General features: G+C 47.2%; 16 protein-coding genes and 1 pseudogene. 5 read left to right on the top strand and 12 right to left on the bottom strand.

Annotated features, from left to right (window positions below; translation table 11 throughout):
- Positions 1–132 precede the first annotated feature (132 nt).
- Positions 133–4,014, bottom strand: a complete 3,882-nt coding sequence (gene purL / locus AC0VXX_RS05345; RefSeq protein WP_475516943.1) for a phosphoribosylformylglycinamidine synthase — start codon at positions 4,012–4,014, stop codon at positions 133–135.
- Positions 4,015–4,625: 611 nt separating this feature from the next.
- Between purL and mltF the strand changes: the two genes are divergently transcribed.
- Both mltF and AC0VXX_RS05335 read left to right on the top strand, forming a co-directional pair.
- On the top strand, positions 4,626–6,080 hold the full coding sequence (mltF, locus tag AC0VXX_RS05340; RefSeq protein ID WP_475516239.1) for a membrane-bound lytic murein transglycosylase MltF: 1,455 nt from the start codon (positions 4,626–4,628) through the stop codon (positions 6,078–6,080).
- A 79-nt stretch (positions 6,081–6,159) separates the two neighbouring features.
- Positions 6,160–6,294: a hypothetical protein gene (locus tag AC0VXX_RS05335; protein ID WP_475516238.1), complete on the top strand. Its 135-nt coding sequence runs from the start codon at positions 6,160–6,162 to the stop codon at positions 6,292–6,294.
- 13 nt (positions 6,295–6,307) lie between these two features.
- On the opposite strand, the gene tadA is transcribed toward AC0VXX_RS05335, so the two are convergent.
- The 3 genes from tadA to guaB form a co-directional block, all read right to left on the bottom strand.
- Entirely contained in the window at positions 6,308–6,835 is a 528-nt protein-coding gene (gene tadA, locus AC0VXX_RS05330) for a tRNA adenosine(34) deaminase TadA (protein ID WP_475516237.1), read from the bottom strand.
- Positions 6,836–7,092: 257 nt separating this feature from the next.
- Positions 7,093–8,670 carry a glutamine-hydrolyzing GMP synthase gene (gene guaA / locus AC0VXX_RS05325; RefSeq protein WP_475516236.1) on the bottom strand — a complete coding sequence of 526 codons (1,578 nt, stop codon included), beginning with the start codon at positions 8,668–8,670 and terminating at the stop codon, positions 7,093–7,095.
- 106 nt (positions 8,671–8,776) lie between these two features.
- Entirely contained in the window at positions 8,777–10,243 is a 1,467-nt protein-coding gene (gene guaB, locus AC0VXX_RS05320) for an IMP dehydrogenase (RefSeq protein ID WP_475516235.1), read from the bottom strand.
- Positions 10,244–10,363: 120 nt separating this feature from the next.
- Here guaB and xseA point away from each other — a divergent pair, with 120 nt between their 5' ends.
- Together xseA and AC0VXX_RS05310 are read left to right on the top strand one after the other, a co-directional pair.
- The gene (gene xseA, locus AC0VXX_RS05315; protein WP_475516234.1) at positions 10,364–11,692 is read left to right on the top strand and encodes an exodeoxyribonuclease VII large subunit; all 1,329 of its coding nucleotides are present in this window, start codon (positions 10,364–10,366) and stop codon (positions 11,690–11,692) included.
- Positions 11,693–11,766: 74 nt separating this feature from the next.
- Positions 11,767–11,900 (top strand): annotated as a pseudogene (locus tag AC0VXX_RS05310) (transposase); the annotation flags it as partial.
- Between the two features lie 488 nt (positions 11,901–12,388).
- Here AC0VXX_RS05310 and AC0VXX_RS05305 read toward each other — a convergent pair.
- From AC0VXX_RS05305 to cysP, 4 genes are all read right to left on the bottom strand, one after another.
- Positions 12,389–13,519 (bottom strand): sulfate/molybdate ABC transporter ATP-binding protein, encoded by a 1,131-nt coding sequence (locus tag AC0VXX_RS05305; RefSeq protein ID WP_475516233.1) that lies wholly within the window; start codon positions 13,517–13,519, stop codon positions 12,389–12,391.
- The gene (gene cysW / locus AC0VXX_RS05300) at positions 13,516–14,376 is read right to left on the bottom strand and encodes a sulfate ABC transporter permease subunit CysW (RefSeq protein ID WP_475516232.1); all 861 of its coding nucleotides are present in this window, start codon (positions 14,374–14,376) and stop codon (positions 13,516–13,518) included. Before cysW ends, AC0VXX_RS05305 begins: the two co-directional genes overlap by 4 nt.
- 6 nt (positions 14,377–14,382) lie before the next feature.
- A complete protein-coding gene (cysT, locus tag AC0VXX_RS05295) occupies positions 14,383–15,234 on the bottom strand; it encodes a sulfate/thiosulfate ABC transporter permease CysT (protein WP_475516231.1) in 852 nt (283 codons plus the stop codon).
- A gap of 74 nt (positions 15,235–15,308) precedes the next feature.
- Complete coding sequence (gene cysP / locus AC0VXX_RS05290; RefSeq protein WP_475516230.1) at positions 15,309–16,313, bottom strand: thiosulfate ABC transporter substrate-binding protein CysP; 1,005 nt, start codon at positions 16,311–16,313, stop codon at positions 15,309–15,311.
- 208 nt (positions 16,314–16,521) lie between these two features.
- Between cysP and cysM the strand changes: the two genes are divergently transcribed.
- Positions 16,522–17,412 carry a cysteine synthase CysM gene (cysM, locus tag AC0VXX_RS05285; RefSeq protein WP_475516229.1) on the top strand — a complete coding sequence of 297 codons (891 nt, stop codon included), beginning with the start codon at positions 16,522–16,524 and terminating at the stop codon, positions 17,410–17,412.
- Between the two features lie 469 nt (positions 17,413–17,881).
- On the opposite strand, the gene der is transcribed toward cysM, so the two are convergent.
- From der to hisS, 4 genes are all read right to left on the bottom strand, one after another.
- Positions 17,882–19,351 (bottom strand): ribosome biogenesis GTPase Der, encoded by a 1,470-nt coding sequence (gene der / locus AC0VXX_RS05280; protein ID WP_110456433.1) that lies wholly within the window; start codon positions 19,349–19,351, stop codon positions 17,882–17,884.
- A gap of 92 nt (positions 19,352–19,443) precedes the next feature.
- The gene (gene bamB / locus AC0VXX_RS05275; RefSeq protein ID WP_475516228.1) at positions 19,444–20,631 is read right to left on the bottom strand and encodes an outer membrane protein assembly factor BamB; all 1,188 of its coding nucleotides are present in this window, start codon (positions 20,629–20,631) and stop codon (positions 19,444–19,446) included.
- A gap of 11 nt (positions 20,632–20,642) precedes the next feature.
- On the bottom strand, positions 20,643–21,266 hold the full coding sequence (locus tag AC0VXX_RS05270; RefSeq protein WP_475516227.1) for a YfgM family protein: 624 nt from the start codon (positions 21,264–21,266) through the stop codon (positions 20,643–20,645).
- Positions 21,267–21,279: 13 nt separating this feature from the next.
- Positions 21,280–22,551: a histidine--tRNA ligase gene (gene hisS / locus AC0VXX_RS05265; protein WP_475516226.1), complete on the bottom strand. Its 1,272-nt coding sequence runs from the start codon at positions 22,549–22,551 to the stop codon at positions 21,280–21,282.
- Positions 22,552–22,559 lie beyond the last annotated feature (8 nt).

Genomic DNA, 22,559 nt, shown 5'->3' with positions numbered 1-22,559 from the left:
ACAAGGTGATATAAATACTAAACTGTAACACTTTGTATTAAATACTATTTATGCTTCACAGTAATGACCAATAAAAAAGGCCTCGAAATTTCGAGGCCTTTTTTGTCGCTAAACAAGTACTAACAGTTCATGTTAACCTAATTTAGCTCTGGCATTTCTAAACATTCTCATCCAAGGGCTATCTTCGCCCCATTCATCAGGATGCCATGAATTTGCCACGGTTCTAAACACACGCTCAGGGTGTGGCATCATGATAGTTACGCGGCCATCAGTGCTACAGATCCCTGTTAAAGCGTTCGGTGAACCATTGGGGTTTTCTGGATACTGAGTGGCTATCTGCCCATGGCCATCAACAAAACGCAGGGCGATGGTGCCCGAAGCTTCTGCAGCAGCTAGGGCCGCTGGCGACGCAAACTCGGCGCGACCTTCTCCATGGGATACCGCGATCGGCATACGCGATCCTTGCATTCCCTCAAAGAACAACGACGGGCTCTGCTGCACTTCAACCAAGCTAAAGCGGGCTTCAAAGCGCTCAGAACGGTTACGTACGAAGTGTGGCCAGTGCTCAGTGCCCGGGATAATATCTTTTAAGTTAGATAACATCTGACAACCGTTACAGACGCCAAGTGCAAAGCTATCTTGGCGCTCAAAGAAGCGGCTAAACTGCTCGCGCGCGCGGGCATTAAACAATATCGATTTAGCCCAACCTTCACCCGCGCCCAATACGTCGCCGTATGAGAAGCCACCACAAGCCGCTAGGCCTTGGAACTCTTCAAGGCTAATTCGACCAGACAAGATATCCGACATATGCACATCACGGCTTTCGAAACCGGCTCTATCAAACGCGGCCGCCATCTCTAGGTGTGAGTTAACGCCCTGCTCGCGCAAAATCGCCATCTTAGGCGCAGCGCCTTTAAGAATATAAGGTGCTGCAATATCTTCGCTTGGATTAAAGGTCAGATCCACGGTCAAACCCGGAGCATCGGCCACTTGCTTAAGCTCGAACTCTTCTAGAGCGCATTCTGGGTTATCACGTAAAGCTTGCATGCGATAGGTGGTTTCAGCCCAGATGGTTCTCAGCTCGGTGCGCGACTCACGTAATACTTCACTCGCGCCGTCACAAATAACAATATCATCACCAGCCACTGGTTTAGCAACGCTGACACACGCCACGCCAGCGGCCTGATACTGCGCCTTAATAGCACTGGCATCAGATGCACTCACTTGAATAACGGCGCCCAGCTCTTCGTTAAACAAGCGCTCAACATGGGTTCCGCTCAAGGCTTCAAGATTAACCTCAAGCCCAGTATTACCCGCAAACGCCATCTCGACTAAGGTCGTCAATAAACCACCGTCACTGCGGTCGTGATAGGCAATAATCGCTTTTTCTGCAACCAGTTTTTGGGTCACTTCGAAGAAACCACGCAGCAGCGCAGCATCATTGAGATCCGGCGCCACATCACCAAGCTGGCTATAGACTTGCGCTAAACAAGATCCACCCAGACGCTGGTTTCCGGCACTCAAATCCACCAGCAGTAACTCGGTCTCGCCTTTATCGCTGCGCAGCTCAGGCGTTACCGTGTTACGAATATCTTGTACAACACCAAAGGCGGTGATCACCAGTGACATCGGCGAGGTTACCGCTTTATCGACGCCATCATCTTGCCAAGCGGTCTTCATCGACATAGAGTCTTTGCCGACCGGAATGGTTAAATCAAGCTCTGGACACAGCTGCTCCCCCACGGCCTTAACCGCTTCGTAAAGGCCTGCATCTTCACCAGGATGACCGGCAGCCGACATCCAGTTAGCCGACAGTTTAATGCGCTTGAACGAGCCAATATCGGTACCGGCAATGTTCATAATAGACTCGGCAACGGCCATGCGAGCCGAAGCGCCAAAGTCTAATAAGGCCAGCGGCGTGCGCTCACCAATCGACATGGCTTCACCGGCGTAAGTGTCGAAACTCGACGCGGTCACCGCACAATCAGCCACGGGCACCTGCCAAGGACCCACCATCTGATCGCGATTAACCAAGCCAGTAACAGTGCGGTCGCCAATGGTAATAAGGAAGGTTTTTTCCGCCACTGTGGGTAAACGTAGTACACGTTGCACCGCCTCTTTCAAATCGATAGCGCCCTGATCTAACGCTGGAGACTGCGCTTTTTGTGATACCACATCGCGGCTCATTTTAGGCGCTTTACCTAGCAATACATCTAAAGGTAAGTCGATAGGCATATTGTCAAAGTGGCTGTCAGACAGCGATAAATGCCGCTCCTGTGTCGCCTCACCGACCACGGCAAATGGCGCGCGTTCACGCTCACAAATCGCGGTAAATACAGCTAGATTTTCGGGCGCGACTGACATCACATAACGCTCTTGCGACTCGTTGCACCAGATCTCTAATGGGCTCATGCCGGGTTCATCAGATGGCACATTACGCAGTTCAAATTTACCGCCGCGCTCACCATCGTTAACTAGCTCAGGGAAAGCGTTAGATAAACCACCAGCGCCGACATCGTGAATAAACTGAATCGGATTGTCATCACCCATCTGCCAGCAGCGATCGATCACCTCTTGGCAACGACGCTCCATCTCTGGGTTTTCACGCTGCACAGAAGCAAAGTCTAAGTCTTCGCTAGACTGACCCGAGGCCATAGATGATGCCGCGCCGCCGCCCAAACCGATATTCATCGCTGGGCCACCTAACACAATCAGCTTGGCGCCAACGGTGATTTCACCTTTTTGTACATGTTCTTCGCGGATATTACCCAAACCACCCGCCAGCATAATGGGCTTATGGTAACCACGCACCTCAACACCATTATGGCTAGAGACTTGCTGCTCGTACGTACGGAAGTAACCCACTAATGCTGGGCGACCGAATTCGTTATTGAAGGCCGCGCCACCTAATGGGCCTTCGGTCATGATATCGAGCGCAGTGACGATGCGATCCGGCTTACCATAATCACCTTCCCAAGGTTGCACGAAACCTGGGATCTTAAGGTTAGAGACACTAAAGCCAGTTAATCCTGCTTTAGGCTTAGAGCCCCGGCCAGTGGCACCTTCGTCACGAATTTCACCGCCCGAACCGGTTGCCGCCCCGGGATATGGACTAATCGCCGTGGGGTGATTGTGGGTTTCCACCTTCATCAACACATGCATAGGTTCTGTATGGTAGGCGTACACCCCATTTTGCTCAGGGAAGAAACGCCCAGCCACCGAACCTTCCATCACTGCGGCGTTATCTTTATACGCGGACAACACATGATCAGGCGTCTTTTCGAAGGTGTTTTTAATCATTTTGAACAGCGATTTAGGCTGAACTTCGCCGTCGATTGTCCAATCGGCATTAAAGATTTTATGTCGGCAGTGCTCAGAGTTTGCCTGTGCAAACATCATCAGCTCAACGTCATTTGGATTACGGTTAAGACGGACAAAGTTATCGACTAAGTAATCTATCTCATCTGCCGCTAACGCAAGCCCTAGCTCGATATTGGCTTGCTCGAGCGCGCGTTTGCCTTCACCGAGAATATTCACACTGGTGACTTTGGCTGGCGCAGTGCGGGCAAACAAGCTAGCAGCTTGCTCAAAATCAGTCAGCATCACTTCGACCATGCGGTCATGTAATAGTTGGTTTAACTGCTTTTGCTGCTCATCGTTAAGGTTATCGCCTTGAACGTAATAGGCAATGCCACGCTCTAAACGTTTAACTTTGTGTAAACCACAATTGTGTGCGATGTCTGTGGCTTTTGATGACCATGGAGAGATGGTGCCGGGACGGGGAGTAACAAAGTAGAGGGTACCTTGTGGAGCGTGTGCTTCGATAGCGGGTCCATAGGTTAATAACTTGGCTAGCTGTTGGGTTTCGCTAGCATCTAGCGTAGCGGTTAAATCGGCTAAATGTACAAACTCGGCGTAGATATTGTTAATGGGCAACGCTGCGTTATCACAGGCTTCCATTAATTTTTGAACTCTAAACGCTGATAATGCAGGGGCTCCGCGGATGATCTCCATCACGTCTTTTCACCTTATTAATTATAATTGCAGGGTCAGATCTGGCGCTATTATAGGGAAATACAGTGCACAAATCATCAGGCTTATAGCGTCAAAAGCTTGTTTCATTCAGTTTATTAGCCCCGTAATGCGAAAACAGCATTACGTGATAAAAAAACTGACTTGAAAATACAAAATATCACCATAATTAGGGGGATGTAACGGAGCAAAATGCCAGCAGTAAAATAATGCGCCACTATTAGAGAGTCGACTAAAATTGATTTATTACTCAGTCATATAACAGTAAAAATCTGGCTATTATTGAGTTTTATATCATTATGATACAATTAGGCCCCAGTTCGCTTTCAAACATATGATTACCGCGTATTGCAACGTTGTTATACCAGTAATTACGCAGTAACAAGGGCAATTGAGGGTGCTTCTCAATAGGCTTATTGCTCAGTGACCCGCAGTGGGTTTATTCATTAGGCACTATCACACTGACATCACAGCGCTTCACAAGATTTGACCGGGTACTCAACCCATTGCAAATTGATGACATGCCATCTCAAACCATAAACAGGTTCTAGCGGTGGCCTTATGACAGACAACTAGATTCACGGGGGACATTAATGCGACATCTTTTGTTGATTCTTAGCTGCTTGCTATTACTGACTGCCTGTCAGCCAAGCGCTGTGGACGCAACAAAAGTGCCAACGCCAGTGGAAGTGAAAACCCAACTCAATGTTGGCACCCTTTATGGCGCGCAGGTCTATGTGACCACGGGCCAAGGCACCGCAGGCTTTGACTACGAGATGGCTGAGCGCTTTGCCGAGCATTTAGGCTTAACCCTTAATATGCGACCTTACGCAACCATTGCCGAACTTTATAGTGCATTGCAACAAGGCGAGGTTGACCTGATAGCGGCCGGTTTGACCGATACTCAGCAGCGCCGCGAGCTATTTAGGATCGGGCCGCCCCTTTATTACGTCAATCAAGTCTTGGTGTTTAAACAAGGGGAAAGGTACCCGGCGGATATCAGTCAGCTTGATGACAATATCAATGTGATTGCCGATTCATCGTTTATTGAAACCTTAGCCAACTTACAAAAACTCTACCCCGAGTTGGTATGGAATCAACATAACGATAAAGACAGCGAAGAGCTGTTGGCGATGATAGCTCGCGATGAAATTCGCTACACGATTGCCGACTCGACAACGTTCGAGATCAACCGCCGCTATATGCCAGAGCTCAGATCAGGCCCTGTGCTGCGGGAAGAGCAAGCCGTCGTCTGGCTGCTGCCAGCCAATAATAGTGATCAGCTAATGAGCCAGCTGCTGAGCTTTTGGCATGAACAACAGCGCCTTGGCACCCTAGATCATTTAAATGAAAAATATTTTGCGCACGTCAAACGATTCGATTATGTCGATACCCGCGCTTTTTTACGCGCCATCGACACTAAATTGCCTAAGTACCAAAAGCAATTTCAACAATACGCTGGCAATATCGATTGGCGTAAACTGGCGGCAACGGCTTACCAAGAGTCGCACTGGAATCCTAATGCTCGCTCCCCCACAGGCGTGCGCGGGTTAATGATGCTCACCTTGCCGACGGCTAAACAGGTAGGGATCAGCAACCGCTTAGATCCAGAGCAAAGCATTAAAGGCGGCGCTAAATACCTTAACGATATTCTGGAGCGACTCCCTGAGTCTATACCGGAAAATCAACGTATGTGGTTTGCCCTCGCCTCTTATAATATTGGCTATGGGCATGTGGAAGATGCGCGTAAATTAGCCGAGTCAATGGGGCTCAATCCCAGTGCGTGGCGCGATGTGAAACAAGTGCTTCCCTTGTTGCAAAAACGCAAATATTATAAGCAGACACGCTATGGTTATGCTCGCGGTAGCGAGGCTGTCCATTATGTTGATAATATCCGTCGTTACTATGATACGTTGGTGTGGATAGACAATCAGAACCAGCAACTCCAAGATAGCTTTGAGGATAATCTTCAGCAGACAGCCGACAAGACCGAGGTCGAAACAGAGCCCGAGACAACCCCAAGCTTAGGTGCCGCTCCAGCGCAATAAGTAAGGGTCATTATGCTGTCACAAAAGCGTGTCATCATCGGCAGCAAAGGCTGCGATCAGCATCAAAAGGAGCTTAACGATGAAAAGAAAATCTTTAAATAACTTAACGTCTCGACGTCGAGCACAGATAAAAGTTAAACATCAAAAAACGCTCAATCGTCAAAAGAAGTTTTTTACTTTTATCAGACAAAACAGCGAAACCAGTATCGATTAACACCAACAAGGGCTTACTCAGTAAGCCCTTGTTGTTTTAAAGCCTGCTTTATCGCCTTTTTCTCTTGTCTGCGACGACGAAAAAAAGCACTCAGCTGGGTCGCACATTCATCGGCTAGCACCCCAGAGGTGACCTCTAACTGATGATTAAATGCACTAAAACGCAGTAGATCCAACACGCTACCTGCCGCCCCTGTTTTAGGATCGGCCGCGCCAAATACCACACGCGACACCCTAGCATGCACCATCGCCGCGGCGCACATGGCACAAGGCTCTAACGTCACATACAAAGTAGTATCGAGCAGACGATAATTTTCAACCACCTGACCCGCAGCGCGAATACACAGCATTTCTGCATGGGCGCTGGCGTCATGTTGGCCGATATTAAGATTAAACCCTTCGGCAAGGATCTTGCCCTCTTTCACCAACACCGCCCCCACAGGCACCTCACCCGCCGCTTCGGCCTTTGCGGCTAACGCCAGCGCATGGCGCATAAACTGAATATCTTGCTCTTGTTGCTCGTTTTTCACTATCTGAGACAAGTGACGTTCTCCCCAAACACAGCCCAATGCCAATAGTTTATCCCAAAGTGACACATGATGGTTGCAGCTTATTATCTGCAAGCCAATTAACTCACGTTAATCGCCATCACATTGACATAAATTCCTAATCGATACGCTAGATAATCAACTAGGTGATCGCCGACGATGGCTAGCCACACCAATATTGATTGACCAGTCGGCGCTCATAAAAAAGGGGCATATTGCTATGCCCCTCTGTTTAGTTGAGTGCTAGGAGATTATTCCCACTCAATCGTCGCAGGTGGCTTACCAGAAATATCGTAAACCACACGAGAAATACCGTCGATTTCGTTGATGATGCGGTTTGATACGCGACCTAAGAAATCATAAGGTAAGTGCGCCCAATGTGCTGTCATAAAGTCGATAGTCTCAACCGCACGCAGCGATACCACCCAATCATATTTACGACCATCACCCATAACGCCTACAGAGCGTACCGGTAAGAATACGGTAAAGGCTTGGCTGACTTTGTTGTATAGGTCGGCTTTATGCAACTCTTCGATGAAAATCGCATCGGCGCGGCGCAACAGGTCACAGTACTCTTTTTTCACTTCGCCCAGTACACGTACACCAAGACCTGGGCCTGGGAACGGATGACGATACAACATGTTGTAAGGTAGGCCTAATTCGAGACCAATCTTACGTACTTCATCTTTAAACAGCTCACGTAGCGGTTCAACTAAGCCTAGCTCCATATCATCAGGCAATCCGCCAACGTTATGGTGCGACTTGATCACGTGCGCCTTACCGGTTGCACTACCGGCTGATTCAATCACATCAGGATAGATGGTGCCTTGTGCTAACCACTTAGCGTTAGCGCATTTTTTAGACTCTTCATCGAAAATATCGACAAACACTTTACCGATAATTTTACGCTTAGCTTCTGGCTCAGCTTCGCTGGCAAGGGCGTCAAGGAAACGGTTTTCAGCATCGACATGCACGATATTGAGTCCGAAGTGGTCGCCAAACATCTCGAGTACTTGTTCAGCTTCGTTCAAACGCAATAGGCCATTATCCACAAATACACAGGTCAACTTTTTGCCAATTGCGCGGTGCAGCAACATCGCCACAACAGACGAGTCAACACCGCCAGAGAGACCTAAGATCACTTCGTCGTCGCCAATCTGCTGCTTTAAGCGCTCAACGGCGTCTTCAATAATTGATGACGGTTTCCAGTTGGCTTCACACTGACAAATCTCCAGCGCGAAATGCTCTAGCATGCGCTTACCTTGACGAGTGTGCGTCACTTCAGGGTGGAACTGCACCCCATAAAATTGCTTGTCCTCATTCGCCATGGCTGCAAATGGACAGGTATCGGTTTTAGCGACTGTGACAAAACCCTCAGGGATTTCAGACACTTTGTCACCATGACTCATCCAAACATCCAGCAGAGCCTTACCAGTATCGCTCACTGCATCTTCGATGCTCTTAAAGAGGTTAGATGGGTTTTGTACCTCGATTTGGGCATAACCAAATTCACCTTCGCCTATGCCTTTAATCACTTTACCGCCCAGCTGCTCAGACATGGTTTGCATGCCATAGCAAATACCTAATACTGGCACTCCGGCATTAAACACATATTCAGGCGCTCGTGGTGAGTTAGCTTCGGTGACACTTTCTGGGCCACCCGCCAGGATAATACCGTTAGGGGCAAACTCTTTGATTTGTGCCTCAGACACATCCCAAGCCCAAAGCTCACAGTAAACACCTATCTCACGAATACGGCGGGCAATCAATTGGGTGTACTGAGATCCAAAATCTAAAATGAGGATCTTATGATCATGAATATTGCTCATGGTTTACCTTATTATCTTTTAAATTTATCGCTTGGCCGAAAAACATCTCGGCAGATCAAATGAATCACCGGCAGGACATAATCATGCCCTGCCTGAATACCATTTTTTATGAACCGCTACGGTAGTTAGGCGCTTCTTTGCTGATGGTCACATCGTGTACATGGGACTCGCCCATACCTGCTGAAGTCACTTTAACAAATTCGGCTTTTTCGCTGAGGTCTTTAATGGTTGGACAACCGGTTAAGCCCATGCATGAACGCAGGCCACCCATGTGCTGATGGATGATCTCTTTGAGCTTACCTTTGTAAGGTACGCGACCTTCGATCCCCTCGGGTACCAGCTTGTCAGCGGCGTTATCACTTTGGAAATAACGATCTGATGAACCTTGGGTCATGGCGCCAAGAGAGCCCATTCCACGGTATGATTTGTACGCACGGCCATTATAAAGTTCGGTTTCACCCGGCGCTTCTTCGGTACCGGCAAACATAGAGCCGGCCATGATGCATGATGCGCCAGCGGCTAAGGCTTTGGCTAAATCGCCAGAGAAACGAATACCACCATCGGCGATCACAGGAATATCTAAATGTTTAACGGCAGCAGCGGCGTCAGACACGGCAGTAATTTGCGGCACACCAACACCTGTTACGATGCGTGTGGTGCAGATAGAACCTGGGCCAATACCGACTTTAACGGCGTTAACACCGGCATCAACCAAGGCCAATGCACCTTCGGCTGTCGCCACATTACCACCGACAATTTGCAGCTCAGGGTATTTGGCTCGGGTATCACGAATACGCTGTAAAACCCCTTCTGAATGACCATGAGATGAGTCAATCAATAGCACATCAATACCAGCTTTAACCAGCGCATCGACACGCTCCTCATTACCTGGGCCTGCACCTACCGCTGCGCCCACACGTAAACGACCAAACTCATCCTTACAGGCATTGGGTTTACGCTCGGCTTTTTGGAAATCTTTAACTGTGATAAGGCCTTTCAGTCTAAATTCACTATCGACCACTAACACTTTCTCAACGCGGTGAGCATGCATCAGTTTTTGGACTTCATCGAGCTTAGTGCCTTCAGGGACAGTCACCAAGCGATCTTTAGGGGTCATCACCTTATCAACGGTGCGGCTCCAATCTGTGATAAAGCGAACGTCACGACCAGTAATAATACCCACTAATTCGTGCGCATCATTCACCACAGGATAACCCGCAAAACCGTTCTTTTCGGTTAACACTTTAAGTTGCTCAAGTGTTGTAGTTGGCGTAACCGTCACAGGTTGCTGAACGATACCAGCCTCATAAATCTTAACTTGACGAACTTGCTCGGCTTGCTGCTCGATACTCATATTTTTATGAATAAAGCCCAAACCGCCCTCTTGCGCCATCGCAATCGCAAGACGCGCTTCAGTCACGGTATCCATGGCTGCAGAGACAATCGGCACATTGAGTTCAATTTTTTGAGTTAAGCGAGTTTTTAGAATGGCGGTATTAGGGAGTACAGTAGAGTGCGCTGGCACCAATAAAACATCATCAAAGGTTAGCGCTTCTTTTTTTAAACGTAGCATGGCAACATCTCCCCACGAGGGTTAAATAAGAGGTAAAATATTGCGGCGAGATTATACCTTGCATCTTGACCTTGGTAAATGGGAAAATAGCAAAAAAGTCGCTTTAGAATGAAAATGCCCATGAAAATGCCGAAAAATAATGTTTACACTGTTTCACGCCTCAACGGTGAAGTGCGGCAACTTCTCGAAGGTGAGCTAGGTAAAATATGGCTCGAAGCCGAAATATCTAACTTTTCAGCCCCCAGCTCAGGCCATTGGTATTTAACCTTAAAAGACAATCAGGCCCAGATCCGCTCGGCGATGTTCAAGGGGAAAAATCGCAGCGTCACCTTTCGGCCAGCCAATGGCCAACAAGTGTTGGTCAAAGGCTCCATTAGCGTTTACGAGCCTAGAGGCGACTACCAACTTATTATCGAATCTATGCTACCAGCCGGCGATGGCTTGTTAGCCCAGCAGTATGAAGCGTTAAAAATGAAACTGGCTGGCGAAGGGCTATTTGCCGCAGATACCAAACGCCCCCTCCCCAGCCACATTCAGCGCATTGGGGTTATCACCTCACCGACGGGCGCTGCCATAAGGGACGTGCTGCATGTGCTAAAGCGCCGCGATCCTTCCATTGAGGTGATCATCTACCCCAGTGCCGTACAAGGTGAACACGCCGACAAGTCACTGTGCCATGCCATTATGCAGGCCAACGATCGTAATGAGGTCGATGTCCTACTGTTGACTCGTGGCGGCGGCTCATTAGAAGATCTCTGGTGTTTTAACAGCGAAGCCTTGGCCCATACCATCTACAATAGTGCCCTGCCCATCGTCTCTGCCGTGGGTCATGAGGTCGACACCACCATTAGCGACTATGTTGCCGACCTACGTGCACCGACCCCGTCAGCGGCCGCAGAGTTACTGTCAAATGATGCCATAAGTAAAAGCGACAAACTCAACGTCGCCATGAATCGTCTGCGCCAAGGCTGGCAACATTACCGCTTAACCCAGCAACAACGCTTTAGCCAGTTAGAACACAAGTTACATCGCCAAGATCCTAAGCGCCGCTTGCAGCAATATGAACAACGTTTCGATGAGATGCAGCTAAGACTCGAATCAGCTATCAATGCCAGGCTCACAAGCTTCACAATGCACAGCCAAGGGTTGGCCCACCGTTTGGCCCAGCAGTCGCCCCGCAACCGCTTACAGCTAGAGCAGAGCCGCTTGAATTATCTCAACCAAAAGCTCAATAAAGCACTGCGCACTCAGCTTAGTGATGCCAATAAAGCACTCGCCTATGCCGCCCATCAGCTTGAGACCGTCAGCCCACTGGCCACGTTAAGCCGCGGCTACAGTATTACCCTTGATGCAAAAGGAGGCGTGGTGCACAAGGTGGCCGATGTGAATGCTGGCGATAGGCTAACCACTAAGCTTATTGATGGTGAAGTACACTCGACTGTGGTGTAGTTGACGATATCACTGACCTTCACGTTCACCTTTAACCTGTGCAATGGCTTGCGGTATGTCTTACAGGTATTTTGATGGGTCGATATGAGTCTGAAATAACACATAAGAGTTATTTCAGACATTTACAGGTGAAGCCGTCTTGATGGTACCAGAGCAAGGTTATAGTGTTGCTGATGTAGCAAAGTCACTTGGGGTTGGCACAAGTCTGTTTTAAAAGAGACAAGAAAAACACTAAGCCTTGTAACAAGATATCACCTAGGAAAGGTCTGAGCGCGATGAGTTAAATCAATTAAGCTGATAAAGTAAAGAGCTTATAAAACAACTGGTTACACATAGAGAAAGCAAGACTAAAAGGCAAGTGTAGCTCCACACTTACCAGCCTGTCAGGTAGGTAGCATCTAGAGTTGCGTTCTCGCTTTCACGCAAAGCCGCTTAACATGCATCAAATTACATTATAACAGTATCAACAAACTGTACGAGACATTAACTCCATTGTTAACTTGCCAAGTGATACCGAATTTATTGTGAAAAATTCCTGTCATAACGAGGAGTGGGGCAAATTTCATTTTAAAAATGGCAACGTACCTAAGTAATCGCTGCCATTTTAGTGTGGGCTTTATTCACTCACTACGTGACGGATACGCTTGCCTACGTATTGTTATAAGGTAAGGTGATTTTTCTTATCAGTAGTGAAGCCTAAATATCAAACATCAAGTGGCCTGGAGCAAGAAATGGCCAGCGTAAAATGACGGGTTCGCCCTCCACACCATCGGCAAAAAAATACCCAACTTGAGGAGTAGCATAAACCTCATCGCCACGGCTAAATGATTGCTCATTTAAAACTTGATGAGTCAATTTCGCTTCCCATAATTCGGTTGTATCCCAGCCAATAGGTGATAACTCAACCCGAACTTCAGCGCCCACAGGATTAATTGCAACCACCTTACAAGGCAGTGAAGCTTGGCTATTGGCTTTTTTAGATAAACTCAATTCATGGCTACGAACATAGAGATAGCCATTTTTTTGAGTCGTTTCAGCCACCGGAGGCAGAATAAAGGCGTTGCCATTTTGCCAATGTTTATTATTCCAATTGGCCTTAAATTGATTGACGTTACCAAAAAAATCAAACACAAAGCGGCTATTAGGGTGCGCATAAAGCTCTACAGGAGAATCCACCTGCTCTATTTTTCCGTTACTCATCACAACCACGCGGTCAGAAAGCTCTAATGCTTCATCCTGATCGTGAGTCACAAATACGCTGGTAAAGCCTAATTCATCATGCAGATTACGCAGCCAACGGCGCAAATCTTTACGCACTTTTGCATCCAATGCGCCAAATGGCTCATCGAGCAATAATACTTCTGGTTTAGTTGCCAAAGCACGAGCTAACGCGATACGTTGTTTTTGACCACCAGAAAGCTGTTCTGGATAACGCTCCGCAAGATGACCAAGTTGTACTATCTCTAATAATTGTTTAACACGTTTACTAATTTCAGCGGGGTTGGGACGCAATGAACGCTCCATCACTTGTAGCCCAAACGCGACATTATCCGCCACCGTCATGTGACGAAATAATGCATAGTTTTGAAATACAAATCCCACACGACGCTCGCGCACATGAACATTAGTCACGTCATGATCACCGAAGTGAATGGTCCCCGTATTGGCATTCTCTAATCCAGCAATAATACGTAATAGCGTGGTTTTACCTGAGCCTGAAGGGCCCAACAGACCTATCATTTCGCCATTATTGATATCTAAAGAAAGCGGTGAAAGCGCTTGAAATTTACCAAATTGCTTGGAAATATTATCTAAACGGATACTCATAATTCACCTTGTTGATCTTGTTCATTGATATGATTTCGTTCTTGTCGCCATTCAACAAAGGCTTTCAAAATCAGGGTTAATAAGGCGATAAACGCCAATAATGATGCGCTAGCAAAGGCTGCTTCAGATTGATAATCTTCATACAACAACTGAACATGCAAGGGTAAGGTATTGGTTTCACCTCGGATATTTCCAGACACAACAGCAACGGCGCCAAACTCACCCACAGCTCGAGCATTAGTTAAAATGACGCCGTAAATCAAAGCCCATTTGATATTTGGCAGGGTTACGCGGCGAAACAGTTGCCACCATGAAGCGCCAAGGATAACGGCGGCTTCTTCATCAGAGCGACCTTGCTGCTGCATCAGTGGAATAAGTTCTCGCGCCACAAACGGACAAGTCACAAATACCGTAACTAACACGATACCAGGCCAAGCAAACATGACTTGTAGATCATGTTCATATAACCACTCCCCTATCCAGCCATTGCTTCCATACAACAGCAGATACAAAAGGCCAGCAACAACAGGTGATACAGCAAAGGGGATATCAATTAAAGTGATCAAAAATTTACGGCCAATAAACTCAAACCGAGTCACAGCCCACGCAAGCATTACCCCGAAAACTAAATTAATCGGTACTGTCAGCAATGCCACAATAAGAGTGAGCCCAATCGCATGCAGGGTATCGGGTTCGCTCAAGTTGTTAAAATAAGTGGCGAGCCCACTCGCGAAAGCTTGCTGAAAAATACTTAATAGCGGAATAATCAAAAGAATCGCGACAAAAAACAATGCTAATGAAATTAAGCTCCATTTGACTAACGGCTGCTCACCAACCCGTGACGGTGTCGACATCATATCCCCTTACTTACCGTGAATTCGGCGTAAATAAGCGCCTTGCCATAAGTTAATGATCAGAAGCAAAGACAGTGAGGTTAAAAGAACCACTGAAGCAATCGCACTTGCCGCTGGGAAATCAAACTCCTGCAAGCGAACAAATATCATTAATGAGGTTATTTCACTCACATAAGGCATGTTCCCGGCAATAAAAATAACAGCGCCAAATTCGCCTAAGCTTCGGGTAAATGACAGGGCGACACCAACCAATAACGCCGGGCGTAATGAAGGCATAATGACTCGCCAGAATACCGCCCAGTCAGATGCGCCTAACGTCATCCCAGCTTCTTCTTCCTCTTGAGAGATTTCTTCTAATACAGGTTGTACGGTGCGAACCACGAAGGGAATGCTAGTAAATGCCATGGCAACGATAATGCCTAATGGCGTGTAAGCCACTTTAATACCGATATTTTCTAACAGGCTTCCAAGCCAACCAGTGCTCGAATAAAGCGTTGCTAGCGTAATACCCGCAACCGCCGTTGGTAGCGCAAATGGCAAATCAACCAAGGCATCTAAAATACGCTTACCGGGAAATTGGTATCGAACCAGAATCCAAGCAAGTAATAATCCGAAAACACCATTAAACAAAGAAGCCGCAAATGCCGAGCCAACGGTGACTTTATAACTTGCGACAAGGCGAGGGTCAGAAATGACGTACCAATACTCGCTAAGTGACATTCCCTTGGTTTGCATCACAAGCCCCGTTGCCGGCAGTAGGAGGATCAAGCTGATGAACAGCAGAGAAACCCCCAAACTGATGGCAAAACCAGGAAGTACACGTTGATGTTTTGGGCGAGAAACTGCGTGAGATCCGCTCATAAACCCTCAAATTACTAGTCAAAAGTGGGTTGTTACCCCCAAAGCGAGGGGTAACAATATCTTAGATAATGAAATTAACGACGTTGCAATTGGTCTAGCTTAGCGCCATTGGCAAATTGCGTTTTCATTGCGTTATCCCAGCCGCCAACAATTTCTTCAACGGTGAGTAGCTCTACTTCCGGGAAGCGGTCTGCAAACTCAGCTTTTACTTTTTCATCATGGATACGGTAGTTAAAGCCCGCCAACATACGTTGAGCTTCTGCGCTGTATAGGTAAGAAAGGTACTCTGTTGCCACTTCTGTCGTACCGTTACGTTTTGCGTTACGCTCAACAACAGCGACAGGAAACTCTGCTAGGATAGACGTTTTCGGCACAACCACTTCGTAGTTATCTTCGCCATACTGTTTACGAATATTGTTCACTTCAGATTCAAATGTGATGAGAACATCGCCAATCTTACGTTCAACAAATGACGTCGTCGCACCACGGCCGCCGGTATCAAACACGGCTACATTAGCCAGCATCTGCTTTAGGAACTCATCTTGTTTGGCTTCATTGTCCTTACCGAACGTTTTCTGTGCGTAACCAAGGGCAGCTAAATATGTGTAGCGAGCATTACCTGATGTTTTCGGGTTAGGGAATACTGAAGCCACGCCTTCACGCGCTAAATCACCCCAATCCTGAATATTGTTAGGGTTACCTTTACGAACCAAAAATGCAGTGGTTGAGTAATAAGGAGAGCTCGCATTGGGTAATTTGCTTTGCCAGTCAGCGGGGATCAGTTTGCCTTTATCGTGCAATACCTGTACGTCGGTAATTTGATTAAACGTGACTACATCTGCAGACAACCCTTGTAGAATTGAACGAGCTTGAGCAGAAGAGCCACCGTGAGATTGTTTAATCTCAATTTTATTACCTGTCTTCTCTTGCCAATGCTTCGCAAAAATCGGGTTATAGGTTGCGAACAGTTCACGAGCAATATCGTAAGAAGAGTTCAGAATAGTTTGCTCTGTAGCTGCTGATGCATTAAATGAACCTGCAATTAACAAGGCTGCAAACGCTGACTTCAATCGTTTCATTATATTCATACTCCTAATTCACTTGCCTAGATGACATGCTTTGTCACAAGAGTATGTGTATCATTTGATTATATCAAAGGTTATAAATAGAACTATTTAGAATAACAACAAACAATACATTATATACTTATTGTCAATTAGCCTTGTGTTACTGTCGCTGCGAAACACATAATAATGACTGAATATATACCAGTGCAGAGGGATGCAAGTGTCTGAATTTCGAACCATTGAATCTTACGTCGGTCAAACGCCTTTAGTCAGACTGCAACGACTTGCTGCAGGTAGCCAAAGTACAGTACTCGTTAAGCTTGAAGGGAATAACCCTGCTGGTTCAGTTAAAGATCGCCCAGCGCTTAATATGATTATTCAGGCTGAAATTAGAGGCACGATTAAACCAAGTGATACGCTTATTGAAGCCACCAGTGGCAACACGGGGATTGCATTGGCAATGGCGGCAGCGATCAAAGGCTATAAGATGATTTTGATCATGCCGGATAACGCCACCCAAGAACGTAAAGATTCAATGCAAGCCTACGGTGCAGAACTCATTCTCGTCACTAAAGAACAAGGAATGGAAGGTGCGCGTGACTTAGCATTGCAAATGCAACGCGAAGGTAAAGGCATTGTACTGGATCAATTTAATAACTCAGATAATCCTGATGCACATTTTCACTCTACCGGCCCTGAAATCTGGCAACAAAGTCTAGGCAAGATCACCCATTTTGTATCAAGCATGGGAACAACGGGGACCATAGTTGGTGTATCTCGTTATCTTAAATCTCAAAATCCAGACATTTGTATTGTTGGGCTACAACCATCAGAGGGTAGTGCCATTCCGGGCATTCGCCGCTGGCCTAAAGAATACCTACCGGGTATTTATGATGATTCAACTATTGATCACGTCATGGATATTGACCAAAAATCGGCGGAAAATACCGCCCGTGCATTGGCTCAAAAAGAAGGGATTAGTGCAGGAGTGAGCTCTGGAGGGGCCGTTTTTGCTGCTATTGAGATAGCGAAAAATAATCCAGGGTCTGTTGTCGTTGCCATTGTTTGTGATAGAGGGGATCGCTATTTGTCTTCAGGGTTATTTTCTTAAGAAAAACATCCCATAGTGAAGAAAATTGATGGTAGCAGGTCTTGCACTTTGCCAGTGGCAAAAAGAAAGACCTGACACTGAATTTCTTGCTTGAACAATTAGTTGAACTAAGCTGCGCCTAGCCTACCTATATTTGTTATATTTTTTCGGTGTGGTCAAACACAGCTTTTCGCCAATCAATTAGAGATGGCAAACAACCAAGCAGAATTCGTATCGTTCACTTTATATCGTTAATTGCTACCTCACATCAAACAGCACAATTGATGACGACTCACCCCATGCGTTTATTATCAATATCTGCAATCGACTCTAGCGGCTTTAGCAAACCTTATGACTAAAAACTAACAGAGTATCCGAGCAGCTGGAGGGCTACAAATCATTGCTTTTAATGAGGGTTAACGTTAAAACAACCGACAAAAAGGCCAGCGATAATCGCTGGCCTTAAGTGAAGTTAATCTAAGTGATGAGACTACTTCTTACTGTCTTTAATATGCGTCATCATACGCTTACGGCGACGCTCTTGGCTAACAGTGAGTTTCTTACTGTTCATACCTTCAAACGGGTTACCGCCCTCTTGGAAACGCACCTGAATTGGCGTGCCCATCACTTTAAGCGAACGACGGAAGTAGTTCATCATAAAGCGTTTGTATGAGTCTGGTAACTTCTTCACCTGGTTACCGTGAATAACCACAATAGGTGGGTTGTAACCACCAGCGTGCGCATATTTAAGCTTAACGCGGCGACCGTTAACCAGTGGTGGCTGGTGATCGTCTTGCGCCATCTGCATGATACGAGTCAACATTGAGGTACTGACGCGGCGCGTTGCACTCTCATAAGCTTCTTGTACCGATTCAAATAGATGACCAACACCTGTACCATGCAGCGCCGAGATAAAGTGAATACGAGCAAAATCGATAAAGCCAAGGCGACGGTCAAGCTCGCTTTTAACCCTATCTTTTACTTCCTGGTCGATACCATCCCATTTGTTTACCGCGATAACCAGCGCTCGCCCTGCGTTTAACGCAAAACCCAATAGCCCTAAGTCTTGCTCGGCAATACCTTCGCGGGCGTCCACAATCAGTAATACCACGTTGGCATCTTCAACCGCTTTCAAGGTTTTAATAACCGAGAACTTCTCGACGGTTTCATGCACCTTACTGCGACGACGCACACCTGCGGTGTCGATGATCACATATTCTTGACCGTCGCGCTCTAACGGAATATAGATACTGTCGCGCGTGGTGCCTGGCTCGTCATAAACCACAACGCGCTCTTCGCCCAAAATACGGTTGGTTAGCGTTGACTTACCGACGTTAGGTTTACCGATAATCGCTAGCTTAATGGGTAAATCCTGCAGGCGTTTTTGCTCGGCTTCCGCTTCTTCTTCGGTGTATTCACGCTCATCTTCAGGCGCTTCTTCATCCGTGTCGCGGGTTAGTCCCATCGCTTCTGCATAGGGAGCAAGTGCGTACTCAATCATGTTGGTGACGCCGCGCCCCTGTGAGGCAGCCATTTGGTAAACTTCGCCTAAGCCAAGCGCCCAAAACTCAGCACAGGCTGAGTCGGCATCTATACCATCGACTTTATTGGCCACCACAAAAGTGGTTTTTTGGCGGCGACGTAAATGCTCTGCAATCACCTGATCGGCGGCGGTTAAACCAGCGCGTGCATCGGTTAGAAACAGTACCACATCGGCTTCTTCAATCGCCGCTAATGACTGCTCTGCCATGCGGGTTTCAATACCCTCTTCGGTGCCGTCGATACCACCAGTGTCGACCACGATAAACTCGTAACCAGACAGGTGAGCACGGCCGTACTTACGATCCCGAGTCAGTCCAGGGTAGTCTGCTACCAAGGCATCTCTGGTGCGCGTAAGACGATTGAACAGGGTCGACTTACCTACGTTTGGTCGGCCAACAAGGGCCACAACTGGAATCATTTTCTTGCCTCTAATCTACACATTTTTAAACATCTAAAATAAAAAACCCCCAGAACTAACGTCCAGGGGCTTCATAAACTGTAAAGCTCGCCTTATGGAAGCGTTATTCTAGCAACCTTGCCATTACGCGTCTGTAGATAGATTTTATCATCTATTACTAGCGGCTGGCTAAATAAACCTGAACTATCCACTTCAACACGGCCGACTATTTTACCACTGGTGCGATCGATAAAGTGTAAGTAACCTTCATAATCACCCACGACGATATAATCTTGGTATACCGCTGGCGAGGTCAAATCACGATTGGTCAGCTCACTGTTACTCCAGTTTTCCAACCCATTGCGTTTATCGACTGCGTAAATACGGCTATGATCATCGACCAAATAAAGATTTAACCCTGCGGAGTCTAGCTCATTAAAACTGGAGTATTTACGGCTCCATACGATACGACCACTGCGTAGTTCCATCGAGACTAAATTACCGTTAAAGCTGACGGCATACAGGTTTTCACCACTGATCAGTGGTTTCATGTCAACGTCAGCCATGCGGGTAAATTCATTACCCCCTTTTGGGGTATAAATGGCTTGTTCCCATGCGGCTTGACCATTGTTTTTAATGACCACGGCAATCTTGCCATCGGCGGTTCCCACAAAGAAACCACCGGCCTCATAGGTGGCCGAGCCGGTGCCACGCAGTGTTAATGTGGGCAGTTTGCTTTTGTACACCCATAACAGCTTACCATCATCGACATTGTATGCCTCGAGGGTGCCTGAACTGGTGTTAACAACCACCACATCTTCACCAACTGTGGGGGCTGATAATAACTCGCCACCTGCAACCACATCCCAAACAATCTCACCAGTTTCGGCGTCAAGGGCAGCAAAGAAACCGCTTTCACCGCCAACAAAAACTTTGTTTCTGGCAGCAGTAACGCCAGCGGCTAAACGGGCACCATCATTTTTCGCTAATGGGCGATCTCGAAATGAGGCGCTGATATCGACAGTCCATACGGTTTCACCAGTAGCTTCATCAAAGGCTGAAATTTGCCCATAACGATCAACTGCATACAACTTACCGTAACGAACCGCTGGACGAAGATCTGAATAGTAATCGCCCACACCACTACCGATATTGGTACTCCAGCTTACTTCTGGAAATACGCTAGCCTCGATTTCTGGCAGTGGACTAACGGGTTCCTCTTCGACATCATTTGAAGAGCAAGCGGTCAGCATGCTAATGCTCAAACCGCAAGCGAGTAACGTTTTGCACCAAGACTTCATGGGCAGCATCCTTATGCCTTGTTCAGGTTATCAAGCTTCATCTGAAGCGCTGGGCTAGTAGTGGTGCCGCCATTATCGATGGCTGACTGATAGGCACTCTTAGCCTTATCGGCTTCGCCCTGACGCACTAAAAAGTCACCTTTTAGCTCGTCACGTTGTACCGCAAACGCAGGCGCTGACACTTGCTCTAGTGTCGCGATAGCCGTGGCAAATTGACCTTGTTCAGCCTGCACACGGGCAAGGCGCATAGTGGCAACTGCCACTAAGCCTTCGTCAGCTTGAGTCGCAACGACTTGCTTTAGCGACTGCTCGGCTTTATCTAAATCGCCCGCTTCAACCGCAGCCTTAGCCACAATAAGATCTAGCAAGGCTTGGTAGCCTGTTTGTCCTTCATGCGCCTTTGCAAAACTTTCTGCTGCGGCTAACATACTAGTATCTGAGGTAGCCGATGCGGTAACGGTTTGAAACGCTTCAGAGGCGGCTTGTGACTGCGCCACTTGATAATCTGAATAGTAGTTCCAACCATATAGGCCACCTAGACCGACAACGGCACCGATAACAATAGAGCTACCATAATCTTTCCAAAACTGTTTGATAGCATCGACTTGTTGTTCTTCTGTGCTATAAATTTCCACGTTCAACTTCCCCTTAAATGAGTTCTGCAATGTAAGTTGCTAACGCATCACGTGCAACTAATTGTTGTTCTTTATCTTCACGCAGATATTTGACGGCCACTTGTTCATTCGCCAGTTCATTCTCGCCAATCAAGATAGCCACTGTCGCTCCGCTTTTATCGGCGCGCTTCATCTGTTTTTTAAAGTTACCGCCACCACAATGGCTCATCACTTTAAGCCCTGGGATATCGCGTAGTTGTTGGGCAATCTTAATGGCTTCAACGCGGCAATTATCACCCATCGCCGTGACATACACATCAACTGGACCACGTACATCGTCAGTTAGCTCAAGGGTTTCTAGCATCAAGATGATACGCTCAAGCCCCATTGCAAACCCAACAGCAGGCGTGTCTTTGCCACCTAACTGGCCAACAAGACCATCATAACGACCACCAGCAAGTACGGTACCTTGGGCGCCGAGACTGTCTGTAACCCACTCAAATACCGTGCGATTATAATAATCTAAACCACGGACTAAGCGAGGGTTAATCGTGTATTGGATACCAACAGCGTCAAGTAGTTCACATAAATGTGAAAAATGCGCTTTGGTCTCTTCACCTAGGTAATCCATCAATTCTGGCGCGTTAACCAGTAAGGCTTGTACCTCAGGGTTTTTAGTGTCCAGTACCCGCAGTGGATTGGTGTACATACGGCGCTGGCTATCTTCATCCAGTTGCTCTTTGTATTGCTCAAGAAAGGCAATAAGTGCATCGCGATATACCGCACGTTCAGCCGGATCGCCAAGGGTGTTAAGCTCAAGCTTTACATGCTGGCTAATGCCCAGTTTTTGCCATAGACGCGCCGACATCATTAACACTTCGGCGTCAACATCGGCAGAGCCTATGCCGTAAACTTCGACACCAAACTGGTTGAACTGGCGGTAACGTCCTTTTTGCGGACGTTCATGACGAAACATGGGCCCCATGTACCATAAACGTTGCTCTTGGTTATACAGCAAACCATGCTCGTTACCCGCGCGTACAGTTGACGCAGTGCCTTCTGGCCGCAACGTTAAATAGTCACCATTGCGATCGGCAAAGGTATACATCTCTTTTTCAACAATATCAGTCACTTCGCCGATAGAACGTTTGAAAAGATCGGTACTTTCAACAATTGGCGTTCGAATTTCGCTATATCCATAGGCAGCCACGGTATCGCGTAACACTGCTTCTAGTTTTTGCCATAAAGGGCTTTGGGTTGGCAGAATGTCGTTCATTCCGCGTATCGCTTGGATCTGTTTGGCCACTGTTCAAC

The organism is Shewanella sp. QJM3NY_23 (genome assembly GCF_056173105.1).
This window is presented reverse-complemented; position numbering and strand designations above follow the sequence as displayed.

Coding starts and splice junctions, on each gene's coding strand:
- cysW (WP_475516232.1), bottom strand. CDS start 14,376: ATGATGTCGACACCGTCACGGGTTGGTGAGCAGCCGTTAGTCAAATGG.
- cysT (WP_475516231.1), bottom strand. CDS start 15,234: ATGAGCGGATCTCACGCAGTTTCTCGCCCAAAACATCAACGTGTACTT.
- der (WP_110456433.1), bottom strand. CDS start 19,351: ATGATTCCAGTTGTGGCCCTTGTTGGCCGACCAAACGTAGGTAAGTCG.
- mltF (WP_475516239.1), top strand. CDS start 4,626: ATGCGACATCTTTTGTTGATTCTTAGCTGCTTGCTATTACTGACTGCC.
- bamB (WP_475516228.1), bottom strand. CDS start 20,631: ATGAAGTCTTGGTGCAAAACGTTACTCGCTTGCGGTTTGAGCATTAGC.
- AC0VXX_RS05305 (WP_475516233.1), bottom strand. CDS start 13,519: ATGAGTATCCGTTTAGATAATATTTCCAAGCAATTTGGTAAATTTCAA.
- xseA (WP_475516234.1), top strand. CDS start 10,364: ATGAAAATGCCGAAAAATAATGTTTACACTGTTTCACGCCTCAACGGT.
- guaB (WP_475516235.1), bottom strand. CDS start 10,243: ATGCTACGTTTAAAAAAAGAAGCGCTAACCTTTGATGATGTTTTATTG.
- AC0VXX_RS05335 (WP_475516238.1), top strand. CDS start 6,160: ATGAAAAGAAAATCTTTAAATAACTTAACGTCTCGACGTCGAGCACAG.
- cysP (WP_475516230.1), bottom strand. CDS start 16,313: ATGAAACGATTGAAGTCAGCGTTTGCAGCCTTGTTAATTGCAGGTTCA.
- guaA (WP_475516236.1), bottom strand. CDS start 8,670: ATGAGCAATATTCATGATCATAAGATCCTCATTTTAGATTTTGGATCT.
- purL (WP_475516943.1), bottom strand. CDS start 4,014: ATGGAGATCATCCGCGGAGCCCCTGCATTATCAGCGTTTAGAGTTCAA.